The following is an 18,515-nucleotide window of genomic DNA, read 5'->3' as shown; positions in this document are numbered from 1 at the left end:
CGGGCACAAGAGCGTCCCGGCCAAGGGCGTGATCGGCACCGTCGACCCTGCGCCCGAGCGTGAGACTGGTCGGACACGGGCCATCCAGCGCAATAGCTTCGACCCGAAGACGAGCAAGCGGATCGCGGGCGACGCCACCGCCACGTCCGACATCTACCAGAACGCGGACGGTTCCTATGTTCGGATCGTCGCGCAGGATCCGGTGAACTACCGCAAGAACGGCGTCTGGACCCCGATCGACCGATCGCTCACCAACGGCCCTGGCGGTCGGTATGTCCAGAAGGCGAACTCGACCGACATCAGTTTCGCGCCGACCTCGACGGACCCGGCTCTGGCGCGTCTCACCCTCGACCGTGACACTGCGGTGGCGTACGGGTTGGACGGCGCAGCCGACGTCACGCCGCTCGCCGAGTCCGGCGGCATTACCTACCGGGACGTGCTGCCCGGCGTCGACATGAAGCTCGAGGTACTGGCCAACGGCGTCAAGGAGTCCCTCATCCTGGACTCCGCCGCGGTAGGCAACAAGTTCGTCTTCCCGTTGGAGCTCAAGGGGCTTACCGCCGAGCTCGACGCCGACGGCGAGGTCATCCTCCGTGATGCGAAAGGCGTCGAACGCGCCCGGATCCCTCAAGGCTTCATGGTCGATTCCAAGTTCGACGATCAGAGCGGCGACTTCACCCGATCCGACGGCGTCGCGTACGAGCTGTTGAACGTCGATGGCGGCAAGCAGGTGCTGAAGGTCACGCTCGACCGGGCGTGGCTCGACGACCCGAACCGCCGGTGGCCGGTGACGGTGGACCCGCAGCTGACCGGGACCTTCGGCTCCACTGGTGACACCTACGTCTCATACACGGACAACAATGACCACTCGGCGGAGAACAACCTCGCCGTCGGCACGTACGACTCGGGCACGCACCGCTACCGGGCGCTGATCCATTTCGACGGATTCGGGACCACATACAAGGGCAACACGATCTCGAAGAGCTGGTTCAAGGGTTACATGACGTGGGCCGCGAGTTGCACCCCTACGTCCTTCAAGGTCATGAACACGACGACCGCCTGGGCGGCGGCGAGTATCGACTGGCCCGGTCCCTCGACGAACCTGCTGGGCTCCAAGACCCCGGACTCGTCACAGATGACCATTCCCTGCAATAACAAGGCGGGTGACCGGTCCAAGGGCGAATGGATCTACGCGGAAATTCCGATTGCAACGGTGCAGGGCTGGGCCAACGGTGGCACGAACTTCGGCCTGGAACTGATGGCCGGCTCCGAGACGACCACCAGCAACTTCAAACGGTTTACATCGCGGAACTACGGCAACGGATCGCTGCAGCCGAAGCTGTACATCTACTACGCGGGCAATGTTGTCCCGCAGGTGGACGCCATGTACCCGCCGCACGGGTACCAGTCCCAGACCCTCACGCCGACGCTGATCGCGAAGGCCCATGACCCTGACCAGACGGCCGGACCGTTCACCTACCAGTTCGTGGTCAAGGAGAAGATCAAGGACGGCGAGGGCGCCGACGCCTCGATCCAGGTCTACGACTCCGGCAAGGTCGCCGCGAGCAAGTTGACGCTCCCCAAGGCCGTGCTCACCTGGGGCAAGAACTACACCTGGTCCGTCGTGGTCAACGACTCGATCGCCTCCAGCAAGCCCATCGAGTACGCCCTCGGTACGCCCGTTCCACAGCAGGCGGTCACCTCATCGCTGGCGACGAACGATGGCAAGGGGTTCAACCCGAGCATCGGGAACTACACCACTGACGTCACGGATGTGACGATCCCGACGGTGGGGCCACCGCTCGCGATCCAACGGATCTACAACAGCCTCGACACGCGTACGACGTCGGCGTTCGGGACTGGGTGGTCGTCGGTGCTGGACATGAAGCTGACCGAGTCTTTCAAGACCGGCGCGAGTGCACAGGTGGCCACCATCACCTATCCCGGTGGTCAGACCGTCTCCTTCGGCCTGAATAGCAAGTTCTCGCCACCGTCCGGACGGTATTCGTCGCTGGTGCGCATCTGTTACATCGGCCCGACTAACATCGTTGTGGACTGCGCGCCCAGCATTGTCACTGGCGTGCGCTACAAACTGGTCGACAAGGACGGCACGGAGTACGTCTTCAACAGCATTTTATCGGGCACGAACGGCCTTGATGCCGTGTGGGGTCTCTACAGCATCACCGATGTACACGGCCGTAGCCTGATACTTACCCGCTCCTCGGGCCAGGTTGTCAAGATGACCTCGTCCTCCGGCCGCGCGCTGACGATCGGATGGTCGGGGGGACACGTGTCCAGCGTCTCGACTGATCCGGCCGTGACGGGCGATTCCTCCTCGATCTCCACTTGGAACTACGGCTACACTGGCGACAATCTGACCTCGGTGTGCCCGCCCACCAGCGCCACGAGCTGCACGAGCTACAGCTACGAGACGTACAACCATTCGCCGTACCGCAACGCCGTCGTGAATCTCGGAGCCAGCACCTATCTGCGGCCCGGCACAACCGGTGTCGACGCGAACGACACCACCACGGTGAACGACCAGATCGGCAACGCCGACGGACGATACGTCAATGTGACATTGGGTCAGACTGGACCGTTGGCCGGGTCGGCGGCGAAGGGTGCTTCCTTCAACGGGACCTCTTCGTATGTCGAGCTGCCCGCCCCGCCCGAAATGGAGGCGTCGCAGCGAACAGTGAGCGTCTGGTTCAAGACGAGCGGGTCTGGAACCCTGCTGGGGCAGTCCACAGACGACTTCCTCTCATGGTCTTCGGTCGGTACCTGGGCGAACTACACCCCAGTCTTGTACGTCGACAATGGTGGCTATCTGCGCGGTCAGTACCCGACAGTCCCAACCGTTGGCGCGGCGACGCAGGCACTGGGGACGCTGTTCGGCGCCGAGTCCGGCAAATGTCTCAACGTACCGAACAACAACACCGCCAACGGCACTCAGCTGGTCATCTACACCTGCGGCGGCGGCGCGAACGAGAAGTGGAGCTACACCGCTGCCAGCCAGCTCACCGTCACGATCGGCAGCGTGACCAAGTGTCTCGACGTCACGGGCGCGAACACCGCGAACGGTACGACGGTCCAGCTGTGGGACTGCGGTACGGGTAACAATCAGAAGTGGATCTTCACGCCGGACGGCAACGTCATCAGCCTGCATTCGGGCCGGTGCTTGGACGTCGTGCAGCACGGCACTGACAACTTAAGCAAGCTCAACATCTGGGACTGTTATCCGGACCTCGACGGCCACCGGAATCAGGTCTGGACGACGTCGGCCCACGCCCCGATTCTCGCCAGCGACGGTTCCGGTGCGGCCATCCGGGTCAACAACGGTGCTTGGCACCACGCGGCCTTGACGTCGCGCTGGGCGGACAGCAGCGAGACGCTTCTCCAGGAGCTCTACCTGGACGGCGTCAAGGTCGGCGAGACGGCCGGTATGCCGGCCTCTCGGCAGTCCGAACTCCAGCTCGGGACGGGCTTCCGTGGTGCGACCTGGCCCAACTACAACGGTACGGCTGATACGACCGCCGGATATCCCAACACGGGTACGCCGAACTACTTCAACGGCCAGCTCGCGGAGTTCGCGATGTTCAACAGGCCGCTGTCCGCCGACGAGGTCGGAGTGCTCCAATCGGCCGCGGCGGCAGTAACGCACCCGATGACGGGCATCAAGCGCCCGTCGGGCCGGACCAGCGCGGCCATTGCGTACAGCCAGCAGACCGGTCTCGTGACGTCTGTGACCGACGAAAACGGTGGCGTCTGGCAGATCGACCCGGCGAAGGTGACCGGCTCGTACCTTGTGCACCGCGCCGCGGTTCTCGGCGCCAAGCCGTCCGATTATTGGCGTTTCGCTGAGGGCGCGGGCGTCACCGACGCGGTCAACGAGGTGACCGGTGGCGTCGCGACCTACAACGAAGTCGACCTGGGCATCGCGGCCGGGCCCCTGGAAGGGAACACCTCGATCTTCAGGCGCACGTTGACGGGAGCCATCGTCAGATATACGACGACGTCAGCCTCTTACAACGGCACTTCCTCCTTCGTGAAGTTGCCGGCGACGGAGATTCCAACGAATGAGCCGATGTCGATCAGCATGTGGTTCAAGACCGTCAACGGCGATGCAGGTGGCGGAACGCTCTTCAGTTACCAGACCATGATGGTGGGCGACACGCCGACCGGGAACTGGGTGCCCGCACTCTACGTCGGCCGCGACGGTTATCTCTACGGGAAGGCCTGGGGACTGAACGGCCAACTCAAGTCGGCCGCGCTCGTCAATGACGGCGCGTGGCACCACGTGACGCTTGCCGCCGGTGCGACCAGCCAGACCTTGTTCGTCGACGATGCCACGCCGATCACGCTCTCCGGTACGCTCACCACGACGACGGCCGCATACGCGTTCATCGGTGCGGGTGCCGCGCACAACTGGCCGCAGGGCAAGACCGACCCGGGTGGCTATTTCCTCGGCAACATCGCCGAGGTGTCCATGTACAAGTCAGTCCTGACTCAGGCGCAGGTCGCCGCGCAGTACGACGCCCGGAACGCCGAGTTCGGGAACCTTGCGCGCACCTACACGATCACCGACCCGGGCGGTGGCCGGGGCACAACCGAGGCGTACGAGGTCGGGACGGGCCGCAAAATCGCGGAGACCAATGGACTCGGCAAGCGCACGTCCTACGGCTACGACGCCGAGGGCTACATGTCGCTCATCGCCGATCCTGTGGGCAACGTGACGCTTCGCGGCCACGACGTCCGTGGCAACGTTATCCAGGAGACAACCTGTCAGGATTATGAGAACGAGGTCTGCTCGACAACGTATTCGCAGTATTGGCCCGACAAGGTCACCCGGGTTCTCCAGCCGGACAGTGCGGGCAAGTACGACCTGCGCAACGACAAGATCATGTGGCAGCGCGGGCCGGGGTCAACCAGTGACACCGATAACCAGTTCCTGACGACGTTCCAGTACGACGCAACCACCGGGGATCGGCTGTCGACGACGGACCCGCTGGGCCGCGTCGCCGGCACGACCTACACGACGTCGACAACTCCGGCGGAGGGCGGTGGCTATACCCCGGCTGGGCTCGCCCTCGTCACCACGACCGCCGAAGGCGCGTCCAAGACGGCCAAGTACTACGCGAACGGCGACGTCGCGGAGCTTGTGGAGTCGACCGGCAAGTCTACGAAGTACGTGTATGACAACGTCGGTAACGTCATCACCAAGGTCGAGAACAGCGGTGGCGCCACACTGACGACGACATCGACTTACGACAAGGGCATGCGGCTGGTCACCCAGACCGACCCGGCCGTCCGCAACCGCGTCACCAACGCGCTCCATACCGCCAAGACGACCTACGAGTACGACGTGGACGGGCTGGTCCTGTCGACCAGGGTCGAGGACACCACTGGTGGGGACGCCCCTCGCTGGGTACGCACGGATTACGACCAGTACGGCCTGGCCACCAGGGTCTACGACAGCCGGAACGTCGTCAACGAGATCCTCTACGACAAGCTCGGCCACCCGATCACCAAGCAGCGGCTGCCGGACGGCGTCAAGCACCGCTACGTCTACGACGCCGCCGGCCAGCTCACCGAGTCGATCGTCGAGGGATACGTCGGCGATCCCAACGACCCCGCCTACCCGAAGCCCGCCGCGGACCTCACCATCGAGAAGCGCGTCTACTACGACAACGGCTTGTTGCTGTCGGTGACCGACGCCAACTTGGCCAAGACGGTGTACACATACACCGACAATGGTCTGACCGAGACGATCAAGCGGGTCGGTGCAGGCGGCGAGGAAAACCTGATCGAAGAGGACTACTACGACGCTTCGGGCTTCCTGGTCAAGCAGTTCACCAACAACCACGCGACACGGTCCGATTATGTTGTGGACGCGGTCGGCCGGGCGTACGAGTCGACGCTCGACGTCGACGGCCTCAACCGAGTCACGAAGAACGTTCTGTCTGATGACGACCAGATCATCTCCTCTTCGGCGTACGACGGCACAACCCTCCTCGCGCACTCCGACAGCCTGTACAACGCCGCCGGTCAGCTCATCGCGATCAACCGGTACAACGGTGACCCGGCCACCACGCCGGTGGCCCGCTGGCAGCTGAACCAGACCAGCGGCACCATCGCGGCCGACACGGCCGGCAACAGCAAGGGCGTCGCGTCGAACGTCACCTGGTCGACGAGCAAGCCGTCGACCCGATCGGATCTGACCGGGTCGGCCATCTTCAACGGCGACAGCAGCAAAGTCGCGGTCGCCGGCTCGGTCTTCGATCCGTCGCGCTCGTTCACCGTGTCTGCCTGGGCCAACATCAGTTCGTTGAGCGCGTATGACGAATGGGTCGTGATGCGTATGTCGCCCGACGGCACGGCTGCCTTCAAGCTCGGCTTCAGTGCCTCGGCTCAGAAGTGGTACGCGACCTTGCGTGACGGGAAGACGGGCACGGCGCCTTCGGTCTGGTCGAGCAGCACCGTGACCGCCGGCCAGTGGACACACCTGGCGGTGGCCTACGATGCCGACGCGAAGACCCTGAAGCTCTATGTGAACGGAAGTCCGAACAATACGACTTCCGCGGTCAATGCCACGAACACCGCTCAGGGAACTGTGCTCGTCGGATCGGCCGGCACCGCTGGGACCGGTTTCCCGGGGTCGCTCGCGGATGTCCAGATCCACCAGGCAGTCCTCTCCGACGCCCAGATCGTCAAGGTGTTCGACGGATCCGCGGTGACTGCCAAGGTCGCGCGGTACTCCTACACCGTCGACAACCGTGGCCTGATCACCTCGGAGACTGATCCGCTGGGCCGGACGACGCTGAAGGAGTACGACGAGGCCGGTCGGCTCGCGCAGGTCACGAGCCCCAGCGTGGCCGTCGAGGAGAACGGGTCGTCCCTCGGCACGGCGAACCGGATCGCCTTCACCGGCTACAACACCTTCGGCGAGGCGACGGAGAGCAAGGACCCCAAGGGGCGCGTGATCGTCTACGGGTACGACGCCGAAGGCCGTCAGACGTCGGCCACCTATCCCTCTTACACGCCGCCTGAATCGTCGACGCCGGTCACTCCGGTCAGCACGACCGAGTACGATGACGACGGCCGTATAACGAAGACTGTCGACGCCACGGGCATCGCGACGCAATACTTCTACGACCAGCTGGATCGGGTGTGGAAGATCCGCACACCTGCACCCACCGGCTCCGGGTACGCAGACAGCCTCGTCAGCTACGACCTCAATGGCAACCTGCTCCGAAGCGTCTCGCCCACCGGTGCGATCAGCGAGTCGAGCTACGACTTCATGGATCGCAAGCTGACTGACCGGACGTGGGTCCGGCAAGACGGCTCCGGAACCTGGTACACCATGCAGTACGCGTACGGAATTGGTGGTTGGCTCACGCAGACCACCAGCCCCGCCGGCGTCGTGTCGACCACGGGCTACAACGCGGCGGGCCAGCCCACCAGCGTCACTGCCAAGAACGTGCCGGTATTCGACAGCGCCACCGGCACGACTACGGCTACGGATCTGACCACGACGATCGAATACGACCGCCTGGGTCGACAGACGAAGACCATCAACTCGGACCTCACGTACTCGACGGTTGGCTACGACCTACTTAGCCGACCGGTGATCAAGGCGAAGTATTCGGCCACGTACCAGGAGTTGGCCAAGGTCGAGACGAGTTACGACTCGGCGGGCCAGGTCGTCGCCATGAAGGATCCGCAGAACCACAGTACGACGTACGCGTATGACGCGACCGGCCTGCTGACATCGCAGACCGAGCCGGTCAGCGACAACAGCGCGGACTCGATCACGACGACGTTCGGCTACGACATCGCGGGCAACCAAACCCGGATGACGAACGGCCTCGGCAACGTGTTCGTGACGACGTACAACAGCCTCGGTCTCGAAGAGTCGACTATCGAGCCCGCCACCGACGCCTATCCCGCTGCGGCGGATCGCACCTATACCAAGGCGTACGACAAGGGCGGCCGCCTAGTGCGGCTGATCGAGCCGGGCGGCGTATCGGTCGACTACTCGTACGACAATGCCGGGAATCTGATCGGCCAGAGTGGATCGGGAGCCGAAGCGACGACCGCGTCGCGCACCTTCGGGTATGACTTGGACGGCCGGGTGACATCGTTCTCCGGCACCGGTTCGACTACCAATACGCTCACCTATGACGACCGGGGCTTACTTCGGTCGATCACAGGCAACGCCTCAGGCGACGCGACGTTCACGTACGCCCCGGATGGGCAGCTCGCCTCACGTGCGGACGCCGCGGGTTCGACGGCGTACACCTATGACGCCGCTGGCCGGCTGGCGACGCTGACCAACGGCGCGATCAAGACGACCTACAGCTACGACCAGATGTCGCAGGTCAGCCGCGTCGTGTACGGAAACAGCAACAACCGCCGGGATTTCAGCTATTACCCGACCCATCTGTTGCAGTCCGACACGCTCAAGACGTCAGGCGGTGCCATCGTCGGCTCGCTGACGTATGAGTGGGACGCCAACGGCAATCCGACGAAGAAGACCACGACTGGTTTCTCCGGCGCGGCAACCAACGTCTACACCTACGACTACGCGAACCGGCTGACGTCCTGGACGGAGACGCCCCAGGGCGGCGCGCAGAAACCCGCGGTCACCTACGAGTACGACAAGGCCGGCAACCGGACGAAGGCTGGGGACAAGACCTTCTCGTATGACCAGCGCAACCGGCTGACCTACGTCAACGCGTCAACGCAGTACACGTACACCGCGCGTGGCTCGCTGCGTTCGGTCTACGACACGCAGACCACGCAGTACACCAGTGCCGATGCGTACGGTCAGATCATTTCGCAGGGCTCCCAAGCCGGGACCCAGACCTACGAGTACGACGCGATCGGCCGGGCGATCCAGCCGGGCAAGAAGTTCTCGGGGCTGGAGAACGACCTCGCCGCGGACTTGACCGCAAAGTACGTCCGGGATCCGGCAGGCAAGGTCGTCGGCGAGCGTGACACCAGCGGCGCCAATGAGGTATACGCCTGGACCGACCTCCACGACGACATCTTCGCCCAGACAGGCGCCGCCGACTCGGCTATCAACCGCTGGACCAAGTACGACCCGCTGGGCGACGTGAAGGCGGGCGACCGCTCGAACATGCTCGGCTCGCTCGGCTACCAGTCCGAGTGGACCGACACCTCGACCGGCCGAGTCAACATGGCGGCCCGCTGGTACAACCCGGCGACCGGCCAGTTCGACTCGCGCGATTCCTACAGCAACAACCCGAGCCCGTCGGTCAGCGCCAACCGGTACGCGTACGCCAACGCCAACCCGCTGCTGCACACGGACCCGAGCGGACACAAGGTCGTTGACCACGACTACGGAGCGGGGCCCGACCTCACGCAGTTCTGCAAGGACCACCCGCAAGGCAGCGGCTGTGTGCCGAACCCGCCGCCTCCTGGCAAAACCACGACCAACACCAAGACCGACAACGGCAACACCACGACCGAACTCGGCGAGGCGTACAACCCGGATGACGGCCCGCCCGTCTCCAAGGAAGCCATCGAGAAGCTGAAGTCGCAGCTGGAGGCCGCCCAGAAGGTCGCCAACAAATCGTTCCTCGACGTGCTCTTAGAGTGCGGCGCGGGAATGATCCTGGACTTCCTCGGCATCACCGACATGATCAACTGCTTCACCAAGGGTGACCTGATGGCCTGCGGTGAAATGATCCTCGGCCTGCTGCCGATCGGAAAGCTTTTATCGATGGGCAAGAAGATCTTCAAGCTCGTCGACGCTGCGTTCTCGGCGTACAAGGCATGGAAGCGGGCCGTCAAGATCGCCGAGGAGATCATCGAGAAGGGCAAGAAGGCCCTTGAGATGCTCGACAAGCTGAACAACGCGGCAGACAAGATCAACAATGCTGCCGGTCTGCTCGGCTACGACACCGGCCTCCCGACGATCCCGTTCGTGCCCACCTTCGGTGGCGGCAAACCGAAAAAACCGAAGCACAACTCCAGCCCCGGCAAACCTTCCAAGCCGAAGAAAGCAGACCCCGAGCGGCCCGCCGACGATCACCCGGAAAACAGGGACCCGCACGCTCCCGACAACAGCCGTGGCAACGAAAGCCAGGGCAAGAACAACGAGAACGACTCGCCGACGAAAAAGGACGACGGCGACGACAACCCCGGAGGCGGTGGCAGCTGCTCGCTCAAGCGTCACAGTTTCGACCCTCGTACGCCGGTCTTGATGGCCGATGGTTCTACCCGGGCCATCGAAGATATCGAGCTGGGGGATGAGGTCGTTGCGACCGATCCTGGGACGGGCAAGGACTCCGCGCAAAAGGTCACCGCTCTTCACCAGAACCTCGACTTGGACCTGACTGACGTCATGATCACCTCGGTCGCGCCAGAGGGCCAGTCGTCACCGGAGACCTCCGGTGACGATGTCAGCGCGGGTACAGTCCGCGGACCGACCGTCACGACGCTCCACACTACGCAGCACCACCCGTTCTGGGACGCGACCGACGGGCAGTGGGTCGACGCGGCCGACCTGAAGGTCGGGCACGAGCTTGTCGGCCCGAACGGGGAGAAGCAGTACGTCGCGGCGGTCCAGAGCTACGCCGGCGCCAAGACGATGCGCGACCTCACGGTCGACAACCTCCACACCTACTACGTAATCGCTGGCGGCACGCCCGTCCTCGTCCACAACAACAACGATCAGTGTCGTCTTACGGAAGCGGCGCATGCTGAAGCGGATATGGCGACGAGCCTGCCTGCCCACGGGCGTCCCCAGGTTGCTGAAGCGATTCAGATCGCTGGGAATGGACCGATTATTTCGGCCACGAGTGTGACGGACGGGAGCCCGGTACTTCATCCCCGCGTAGCAAGTATCTTGGCGAGTGTTCCATTGGTTGATCAGGGTCGAGGCCACGGTAAGTGTGGCTTGCCAGTGTGTATATCGATAGCATTGTTCGCCGATATGGATCCGCAAGGCGCAGCGGCCGCTGCGGTCACCATTCGAACACATGGAAATCCGAAGCATGGAAGAGAAATCGGCCCGTGCAAGAGTTGTCGACACCTGGTTGCAGCGTTCGATTTAGACTTCATTACGGATGATGGCAAATGACTGATTTGATGCCAGACACACAGGTCGCCTTGCGGGCTGCGGGGTGGTTTCGAGGACGCGTCGTCGAAACGGCAGAGTGGAATCGAGCGTTGCTGGAGGATGGATTCGGCGAGATGCATCCAGCGGCCCGGAGCTTTCTGACTGAGTTTGGAGCGATATGCGTTGATCATGCTGGACCGGGCGTTACGTCGGCTCGGGAACCGTTTGATTTAGATCCGCTATTATGTCTTGGCGAAGCCGATCGGTTCCTCGCATGGAGTGAAGTGGTTGGGCGCTCGATATACCCGGTCGGCGATCTTGATGATCGCTACCTCCTAGGGCTCGATGAAGATTCGACGCTTTATCTGGTTGCGACGTGGCTGGCTACTTTTGGGCGTCTTCCTCAGGCTCTGGATGCGCTGGTTCTCGGTTATGCTCCGAAAGACGTGGCGTGAAGCAACTTGAGCCGTCGGCATTTTGATGGCGGTGTCTGAACCCCAATAACCGATTGTTGTTCGGAAATCGGCTCGTCAGATTCTCCGCGATGCGTGAGATTCTGACGAGCCCGCCGGTATCAGGGGACGCGCTGGGGCGGCGGCCCTACGTACCGCGAGTCCGGCCGGATGATCTTCGAATCTTCGGCCTGTTCCAGGACGTTGGCACACCACCCGATGACCCGGCTCGTCGCGAAGGTCGGCGTGAACATCTCCCGCGGCAGTCCGCACAGTTCCATGACGACTCCGGCGTAGTACTCCACGTTGGTGTGCAGCTCGCGGCCGGGCTTGAGCTCGGCCAGCAACGACAGCACACGCGCCTCGACGGCGACCGCGAAGTCGACGAGCGGGCCGCCGAGCGACTGGGCGACCCCCTTCAGCATCCGTGAGCGGGGGTCTTCGGTGCGGTAGATCGGGTGGCCGAACCCCATGATCCGGTCACCGGACAGAATCCGTGAGCGGAGCCAGTCGTCGGCCCGGTCGACGGAGCCGATGGCGTCCAATGTGTCCAATGCGCGGCTCGGGGCGCCGCCGTGGAGCGGGCCGGACAGGGCGCCGAGCGCGCCGCCGATGCAGGCGTACAGGTCGGCGCCGGTGGAGGCGATGACGCGGGCGGTGAAGGTCGACGCGTTGAAGCCGTGGTCGACCGTCGAGATCAGGTACTTCTCGACGGCGGCCACCTGCGACGGCGACGGGACAGTCCCGGTGATCATGTACAGGTAGTTGGCCGCGTGCGGCAGATCGTCCCGAGGTTCGACGACGTCCAGGCCGAGGCGTAGCCGATACAGCGCGGCCAGCAGGGAAGGCGTCAGGGCGCACAAGCGCATCGCCTGCGCGCGCCGCTCCACCGGAGAGGTGTCGTAGAGCGGCCGGGCGCCCGAGGCCAGGCCGGCGACGGCAAGCGCGGCGCGCAGTCCGCCCATCGGGTCCACTGATGAGGAGGCCGCCGCGATCGACGGGAGGGCGGCGGCGACCGCCGGCGGAATGTGGCGCAGCGGCGCGATCTCGGCCGCGAACGCGTCGGCGGAAGCGGTGGGCAGGGCGCCATCGATCAACAGCGCCCAGACGTCTTCGAGCGTACGGCGCTCGGCGAGGTCGATCGCCGAGTACTGCCGGTAGTGGTAGAAGCCTTCGAGGCCGCGTACGTGACCGATCGTGGTGTCGGTGACCACGACTCCGGCGAGCCCGCGCGGGACGGTGACGGTTTCTGGCATGCGGTGAGCGTCGCTCCGCCGACGACGGCCAGTCAATGTTGATTCAGTCAACGTGAGACCATGGCCACATGACCGAGGATCACCTGCTGACCACCGCTGAAGTCGCTCAACGGCTGCGGATCAAGCCCGAGACGATCTACGCGTACGTGAGCCGGGGACTGTTGACTCGGGTCAAGGTTCCGGGTGAGCGGATCAGCCGTTTCCGGCTTTCGGACGTCGAGCGGCTGGCCTCGCGTACGCAGGGCACCCGGCCGGAGCGCGATGCCGCGCCGGCCATGCGGACCGCGATCACGCTCATCGCGTACAACCGGCTCTTTTATCGAGGCCGGGATGCCGTGAGCCTGGTGGACACCCCCTTCGAGCAGGTGGCGACGTGGCTGTGGGGTGGGGGCCGGCCGGAGTTCGCGGCGCCGGTCGAGGTGCTGGCGCGGGCGCGGGACGCGAGCGGCCACCTGCCGCCGCACGCGCGGCTGGTGGACCGGCTGCCGGTGATCGTGGCGGTGGCCGCGGCGAGCGACCCGCTGCGATTCGACCTGTCTCCGTCTACTGTGGTCGATCGTGCGCCGCAGCTGCTGGCGACGATGGTCGACGCGTTGCCCGCGCGGAGCGAGCCCGCGGACCGCGGCGTGGCGGCTCGCCTCTGGTCGCGGCTGACCGACCGCGCGCCGTCCGCGCGGGACCTGCGGGCGCTCAACGCAGCGCTCGTGTTGCTCGCCGATCACGACCTGGCCGCGTCGACCATTGCGGTACGCGTCGCCGCATCGACCCGAGCCCACCCGTACGCCGTGGTGTCGGCCGGGTTGGGAGCGCTGGACGGGCCGATGCACGGCGCGGTGGGAGCCGGTGTCTTCCGGTTGATCGAGACGGCCGCCCGGGATGGCGCCGCCGCCGCGATCGCCGAGCAGCTGCGGAGCGGAGGGCTGCCGGGATTCGGGCATTCGCTGTACCCCGAAGGCGATCCCCGGGCACGGGCGCTGCTCGACGTCGTGCCGATCCCCGGCGACCTGCAGGCGACACTCGACGACCTGGTCGAAACGGCGAACGCCAAACCGAACATCGACTTCGCGGTGGCGTCGCTCGCGCATTCGGCCGGAATGGGGCCCGGAGCCGCCGAGGTGATCTTCGCCGTCGCGCGAACTGCGGGGTGGATCGCGCACGCGATCGAGGAGTACGCCCAACCGCCCCACCGGTTCCGGTGGAGCAGCGGCTACGTCGGCCCGACGCCGGCCGCCTGAAGCGCCGGCAAGCATCGAGGCAAGAGGCTCTCCATCAAACGATTGACGGAGGGGCGATAGGGCGGTTACGGTGCAGCGATGGAGGAGAAGGCCAGCCGGGATCGCGTACTCGAGGCCGCGACGCGACTGTTCGCCGAGCGCGGCTACGACGGCACCAGCACGCGGGAGATCGGCCGGGCGAGTGGGCTGAACATCGCCACCGTGGCGTACCACGTGGGGCCGAAGGCGGATTTGTATCGCGAGGTGATGCGGCACGCGTACGAGCTGGAACGCGAGGCGCTCGACAGCGCGATCCGGGACATGCGCGCGGAGCCTGACCCGGTGCTGGGCGTGCAGGTGCTCGTGCGGCGCTACCTGGACTTCTGTCTCGCGAATCCGCACGTGCCCGCGTTGTGGATGCGGCGCTGGCTCGCGGACGCCGCCGACGTGACCGGCCTGGAGCAGGAGTACGCCTGGCCGCTGATCGACCTGGTCCGGGAGGCGATCGGAATTCACGACGACATGACACTCTGGACCGTCATGTGGAGCATCCACGGCTTCGTGCAGGCCGGCGTGCTGGACGCCGACGGCAAACGGCACGTGCACGACCTCGCCACGGTGGACCGCTACCGGGCGCATCTGGACACCCTCGTAGCGAAGTGGATGGCGGCGTGAACAAGGGCCGGCTCGCCGGGTACGGCGTGGGATCGATCGGCACCGGGGTCTTCTCGACCGTCCCGGGGCTGCTGCTGTTGTTCTTCCTGACCGACGTCCTCGCCGTTCCGGCCGCGCTGGCCGGGGTCGTGGTGGTCGCGCCGAAGGCGCTCGACGTGTTCTTCAACCCGATCATCGGCGCGGCCAGCGACCGCGAGGCGGTTCGCACCGCCCGCCGCACAAAACTGCTGCTGACCGGGGCGCTCCTCATGCCGGTGGCGTTCGCGACGATGTTCTTGAGCCCGTCGAGCGGGTACGCGGGCGCGATCTGGGTCGCGCTGGCGTTCGTCGGCGCGTCGGTGGCGTTCGCCGCCTTCCAGGTGCCTTATGTCGCCTTGCCCGCCGAGATGTCCGACGAACCCGATACGCGGCTGCGCGTGATGACTTGGCGCATCGTGTTCCTGACTTTGGGCATTCTGATCGCGGGCGGGCTCGCGCCCGCTGTCGTGGACGCCGGTGGCGGCGGCCGTCCCGGGTACGCCCTGATGGGTGCGGTCGTCGGCGCGGTAGTCCTCGCGGCCTGCCTGATCGCGACGCTGTCAACGCGCTGGGTGCGATCGCGGCCGGGCGGGGACGTCCTCGGACTGGTCGCCGCCTTCCGCCTCGCCCGGGGGAACCGGCCGTTCTTCCTGCTCATGACGGCCTTCGTGACCCAAGCCGTGGGCATCGCGATCATGCTTGCCGCGGTGCCGTACGTGGCCACCTATTGGCTCGGCGACTATAGCCTCACCTCGATCCTGTTCGTCTGCGTCGTCGGGCCGAGCGCGCTCGCCGTACCGGTGTGGTCGGCGCTGGCCCGGCGCTTCGGCCGGCTGCGATGTTTCACCGTCGCGACGGTGGTCTTCGCTGTGGCGGCGTTGGTCAACTACCCGCTGGGCGCTGCCGGTTCCAAGACGGTTCTGGGCGCCGCCGCCGTGCTCGGCCTTTGCTATGCGGCGTTGCAGGTCCTGCCGCTGGCGTTGATGCCGGACGCCATCGTCGCCGACGCGGCGCGTACCGGGCAGGTCCAGGCCGGGGCGTTCACCGGGGCGTGGACCGCGGGGGAGACCGCCGGGCTCGCCGTCGGCCCCGGCCTCTACGCCTTGATGCTCGCGGCGGGCGGCTTCCTCTCGTCCACCTTCGACGCGCCGGTCACCCAGCCCGGCTCGGCGAAAACCGCTCTGCTGCTGGGGTTCACCGTTGTACCGGCGCTGCTCATGCTGGCGTCGTTGCCCATCCTGCGCGCTTACGGGCGCGCCCGCACCACCACGGGGAATTGAGATGTTGCCTGACCACGGCCGATCTTCGGCGGAACTGCTCGACGAACTGAGCGCCCTGCGCGCCGCCGACCTGCCGACCCAAGGCGGTCGCACCACGGCGTACGTGTACGACAGCGGCCGCCCCGAGGTCCGCGAAGCCGCGCAGGCGGCGTACCTAGCGATGCTGGAGGTCAACGGGCTCGACCCGACCGCCTTCCCCAGCATCGTGCGGCTCGAGCGCGAGGTGGTCGCGGCGGTCGCGAGCCGGCTCGGCGGCGACGCCGCCACCCCCGGGATCTTCACCAGCGGCGGCACAGAATCGATCATCCTGGCGGTCAAGGCCGCGCGCGACTCGCGGCCCGACGTGGCGAACCCGGAGATCGTGGTCCCGACCACGGTGCACGCGGCCTTCCACAAGGCCGGTCACTACCTAGGGGTACGCGTAAAGCAGGTCCCGGTCTCCCTTGGTTCCTTCCGGGCGCTTCCGGATGCGATGGCTGACGCGATCACGGACGACACCGTCCTCGTGGTCGCGTCCGCACCGTCCTACGCGCACGGCGTCATCGATCCCGTGGCCGAGATCGCTTCTCTTTCCCACGAGCGCGGCGTCGCCTGCCACGTCGACGCCTGTGTCGGCGGCTGGCTGCTGCCCTGGCTGGCCGACGCGGGAGCCGTCGTTCCGCCCTTCGACCTCAGCGTCCGCGGCGTGACCTCGTTGTCGGTCGACCTCCACAAGTTCGGGTACGCCCCCAAGGGCGCCTCGGTCCTGCTGTTCAGCGATCCGGAACTGCGGCTGCGGGCGTACTTCGCGTGTGCGGAGTGGCCCGGCTACACCGTGATCAACTCGACCATCCAGAGCAGCAAGGGCGCCGGTCCGCTGGCCGGAGCCTGGGCGACGCTCCAAGCGCTGGGCACCTCCGGCTATCAGGCGCTCGGTGCCGCCGCGCTGGAGGCGACCCGGGCGGTCGTGCAGGGCATTTCCGAGATTCCCGGCTTGCGAGTGCTCGGCACACCCGACGCGACCCTCATCGCCTTCACTGTGGACGACGACCCCGGCTTGGACGTCTTCACCATCGCCGACGAGGCCCGTGCCCGGGGCTTCTTCCTCCAGCCCCAGCTGAGCTACGCCGGGATGCCCGCCAGTCTGCACCTGACCCTGACCGGCGTCAGCGCGTCCGGCGTCGACGCACTCCTGTCGACCTTGTCCGTCGCGGTGGAGGCCGCCCGGGCGGTGGGTCCGGTGCCGGCGGCCGGGCTCGCCGAGATGATCGGCGGACTCGACTTCGCCACCCTCGACGACGCCACGTTCGCGTCGTTGCTGCCGGCCGTCGGGGTCTCCTTCGCCGAAGGCACCCCTCGGATGGCTGCGGTCAACGCGGTGCTCGACGGGCTGCCGCCCGCCTCGCGCGAAGCCCTGCTGACCCGGTTCCTGTCGGCGCTCTACAGCCCCGCCCTCTCCTGACCGTTGGCTGCGGCTTTGTTCGGTGCGGTGGTGGAAGAGCGCACTGAAGAGGGTGGGGCTGGGCTTCGCCGCTTGCGTTTTGTCCGATTTCCATGATCATGGTCATTTCCGTGTCGCTATGGCAACGCAGAATTGACCCTGATCATGGAAACTCGCGAAGCCCGGCGCCCACACCGAAGTCGCAGCCAGAAGTAGCGAAGGCGTCACCAGGGGTGGGGGACGTAGGTGTACTCCATGCCGTAGAGGCACAGCGCCGCCGTCGCCAGGTACGCCGCCCCGATGGCCCAGCGCGTACTGGTGGGGACGTCGAAGAAGGCGCTGGTGCGCCCGGCTTTGCGATCCTTCCAGCGGCGGTAGGTCTCGATGCCGCCCATGATGAGGACGAAGATCAGGATCGGGTTGGGCCGAACGATGAGGAAGACGGCCGCTCCCACCAGCCCGGCGATCCAGATCGCGGGGTGCAGTGCGCCGGCGACCCGGCCGCCGTCCAGGGGCAGCACCGGGAACAGGTTGAACAGGTTGATGAGGAAGCCGGCGTACGCCAACGCCGTCAGCAGTGGCGATCCGCTGGACTGCGCGGCTGCGAGCACCGCGATGGTGCCGACGGTTCCGGCGATCGGGCCGGCGAGGGCGGAGGCCGCCTCCTGGGCGACCGAGCGCTGTTCGCCTTCGATCTTCACGAAGGCGCCGAGGAACGGGACGAACATCGGCGCGCTGGCCTTCACGCCTTGGATCCGCAGCACGATGACGTGCCCGATCTCGTGGACGAAGATCAGCAGGACGAACCCGATCGCGAACCACCAGCCGTAGAACAGGGCGTACCCGACGACCGACAGCAGCATCGTGAACGCCGTCTTGAAGTGCGCGAACAGCCAGACGCCTTTGAGCAGGCCGACGAGTTTGCCCGCGCCGGCGACCTTGGCCGCGCCGGCCGCCACGGCGACGCCCGCGCCCGCCTTGCCCGCCCGATCGCGCCAGGTCTTCTTCTTCTGCATGACCTGGGACTCGACCTGCGACACCGTCGGTGGCGGCTGCGTGACAGTCTGCGGAGGAGGGGAGGGTTCCACGACCGCCAAAGTAGCGCAAGACTGCA

At 65.8% G+C, this 18,515-nt stretch carries 9 protein-coding genes; 6 read left to right on the top strand and 3 right to left on the bottom strand.

The genetic code is table 11. From position 1 onward, the window contains the following. Positions 1-660 precede the first annotated feature (660 nt). Positions 661-828, bottom strand: a complete 168-nt coding sequence (locus AB0H43_RS29150) for a hypothetical protein (RefSeq protein ID WP_360004826.1) — start codon at positions 826-828, stop codon at positions 661-663. A gap of 880 nt (positions 829-1,708) precedes the next feature. On the opposite strand from AB0H43_RS29150, the gene AB0H43_RS29145 reads away from it, so the two are divergent. Then, positions 1,709-11,107: a LamG-like jellyroll fold domain-containing protein gene (locus AB0H43_RS29145; RefSeq protein ID WP_360004805.1), complete on the top strand. Its 9,399-nt coding sequence runs from the start codon at positions 1,709-1,711 to the stop codon at positions 11,105-11,107. Next, entirely contained in the window at positions 11,104-11,541 is a 438-nt protein-coding gene (locus AB0H43_RS29140) for an SUKH-3 domain-containing protein (protein WP_360004482.1), read from the top strand. Before AB0H43_RS29145 ends, AB0H43_RS29140 begins: the two co-directional genes overlap by 4 nt. Positions 11,542-11,660: 119 nt before the next feature. On the opposite strand, the gene AB0H43_RS29135 is transcribed toward AB0H43_RS29140, so the two are convergent. Beyond that, on the bottom strand, positions 11,661-12,794 hold the full coding sequence (locus tag AB0H43_RS29135) for a citrate/2-methylcitrate synthase (RefSeq protein WP_360004480.1): 1,134 nt from the start codon (positions 12,792-12,794) through the stop codon (positions 11,661-11,663). Between the two features lie 68 nt (positions 12,795-12,862). Here AB0H43_RS29135 and AB0H43_RS29130 point away from each other — a divergent pair, with 68 nt between their 5' ends. The 4 genes from AB0H43_RS29130 (at position 12,863) to AB0H43_RS29115 (ending at position 17,422) form a co-directional block, all read left to right on the top strand. Then, complete coding sequence (locus tag AB0H43_RS29130; RefSeq protein WP_360004478.1) at positions 12,863-14,029, top strand: citrate synthase; 1,167 nt, start codon at positions 12,863-12,865, stop codon at positions 14,027-14,029. Positions 14,030-14,107: 78 nt separating this feature from the next. Beyond that, on the top strand, positions 14,108-14,683 hold the full coding sequence (locus tag AB0H43_RS29125; RefSeq protein WP_360004476.1) for a helix-turn-helix domain-containing protein: 576 nt from the start codon (positions 14,108-14,110) through the stop codon (positions 14,681-14,683). Continuing rightward, on the top strand, positions 14,680-15,981 hold the full coding sequence (locus tag AB0H43_RS29120; RefSeq protein ID WP_360004474.1) for an MFS transporter: 1,302 nt from the start codon (positions 14,680-14,682) through the stop codon (positions 15,979-15,981). The genes AB0H43_RS29125 and AB0H43_RS29120 overlap by 4 nt, the downstream gene beginning before the upstream one ends. 1 nt (position 15,982) lies before the next feature. Next, positions 15,983-17,422 carry an aspartate aminotransferase family protein gene (locus tag AB0H43_RS29115; RefSeq protein WP_360004472.1) on the top strand — a complete coding sequence of 480 codons (1,440 nt, stop codon included), beginning with the start codon at positions 15,983-15,985 and terminating at the stop codon, positions 17,420-17,422. Between the two features lie 203 nt (positions 17,423-17,625). Here AB0H43_RS29115 and AB0H43_RS29110 read toward each other — a convergent pair whose 3' ends face one another. Continuing rightward, positions 17,626-18,489 carry a site-2 protease family protein gene (locus AB0H43_RS29110; protein WP_360004470.1) on the bottom strand — a complete coding sequence of 288 codons (864 nt, stop codon included), beginning with the start codon at positions 18,487-18,489 and terminating at the stop codon, positions 17,626-17,628. Between the last annotated feature and the right edge of the window lie 26 nt (positions 18,490-18,515).

Source organism: Hamadaea sp. NPDC050747, assembly GCF_040654195.1.
GTDB lineage: Bacteria > Actinomycetota > Actinomycetes > Mycobacteriales > Micromonosporaceae > Hamadaea.
This window is presented reverse-complemented; position numbering and strand designations above follow the sequence as displayed.

Coding starts and splice junctions, on each gene's coding strand:
- AB0H43_RS29135 (WP_360004480.1), bottom strand. CDS start 12,794: ATGCCAGAAACCGTCACCGTCCCGCGCGGGCTCGCCGGAGTCGTGGTC.
- AB0H43_RS29130 (WP_360004478.1), top strand. CDS start 12,863: ATGACCGAGGATCACCTGCTGACCACCGCTGAAGTCGCTCAACGGCTG.
- AB0H43_RS29140 (WP_360004482.1), top strand. CDS start 11,104: ATGACTGATTTGATGCCAGACACACAGGTCGCCTTGCGGGCTGCGGGG.
- AB0H43_RS29125 (WP_360004476.1), top strand. CDS start 14,108: ATGGAGGAGAAGGCCAGCCGGGATCGCGTACTCGAGGCCGCGACGCGA.
- AB0H43_RS29115 (WP_360004472.1), top strand. CDS start 15,983: ATGTTGCCTGACCACGGCCGATCTTCGGCGGAACTGCTCGACGAACTG.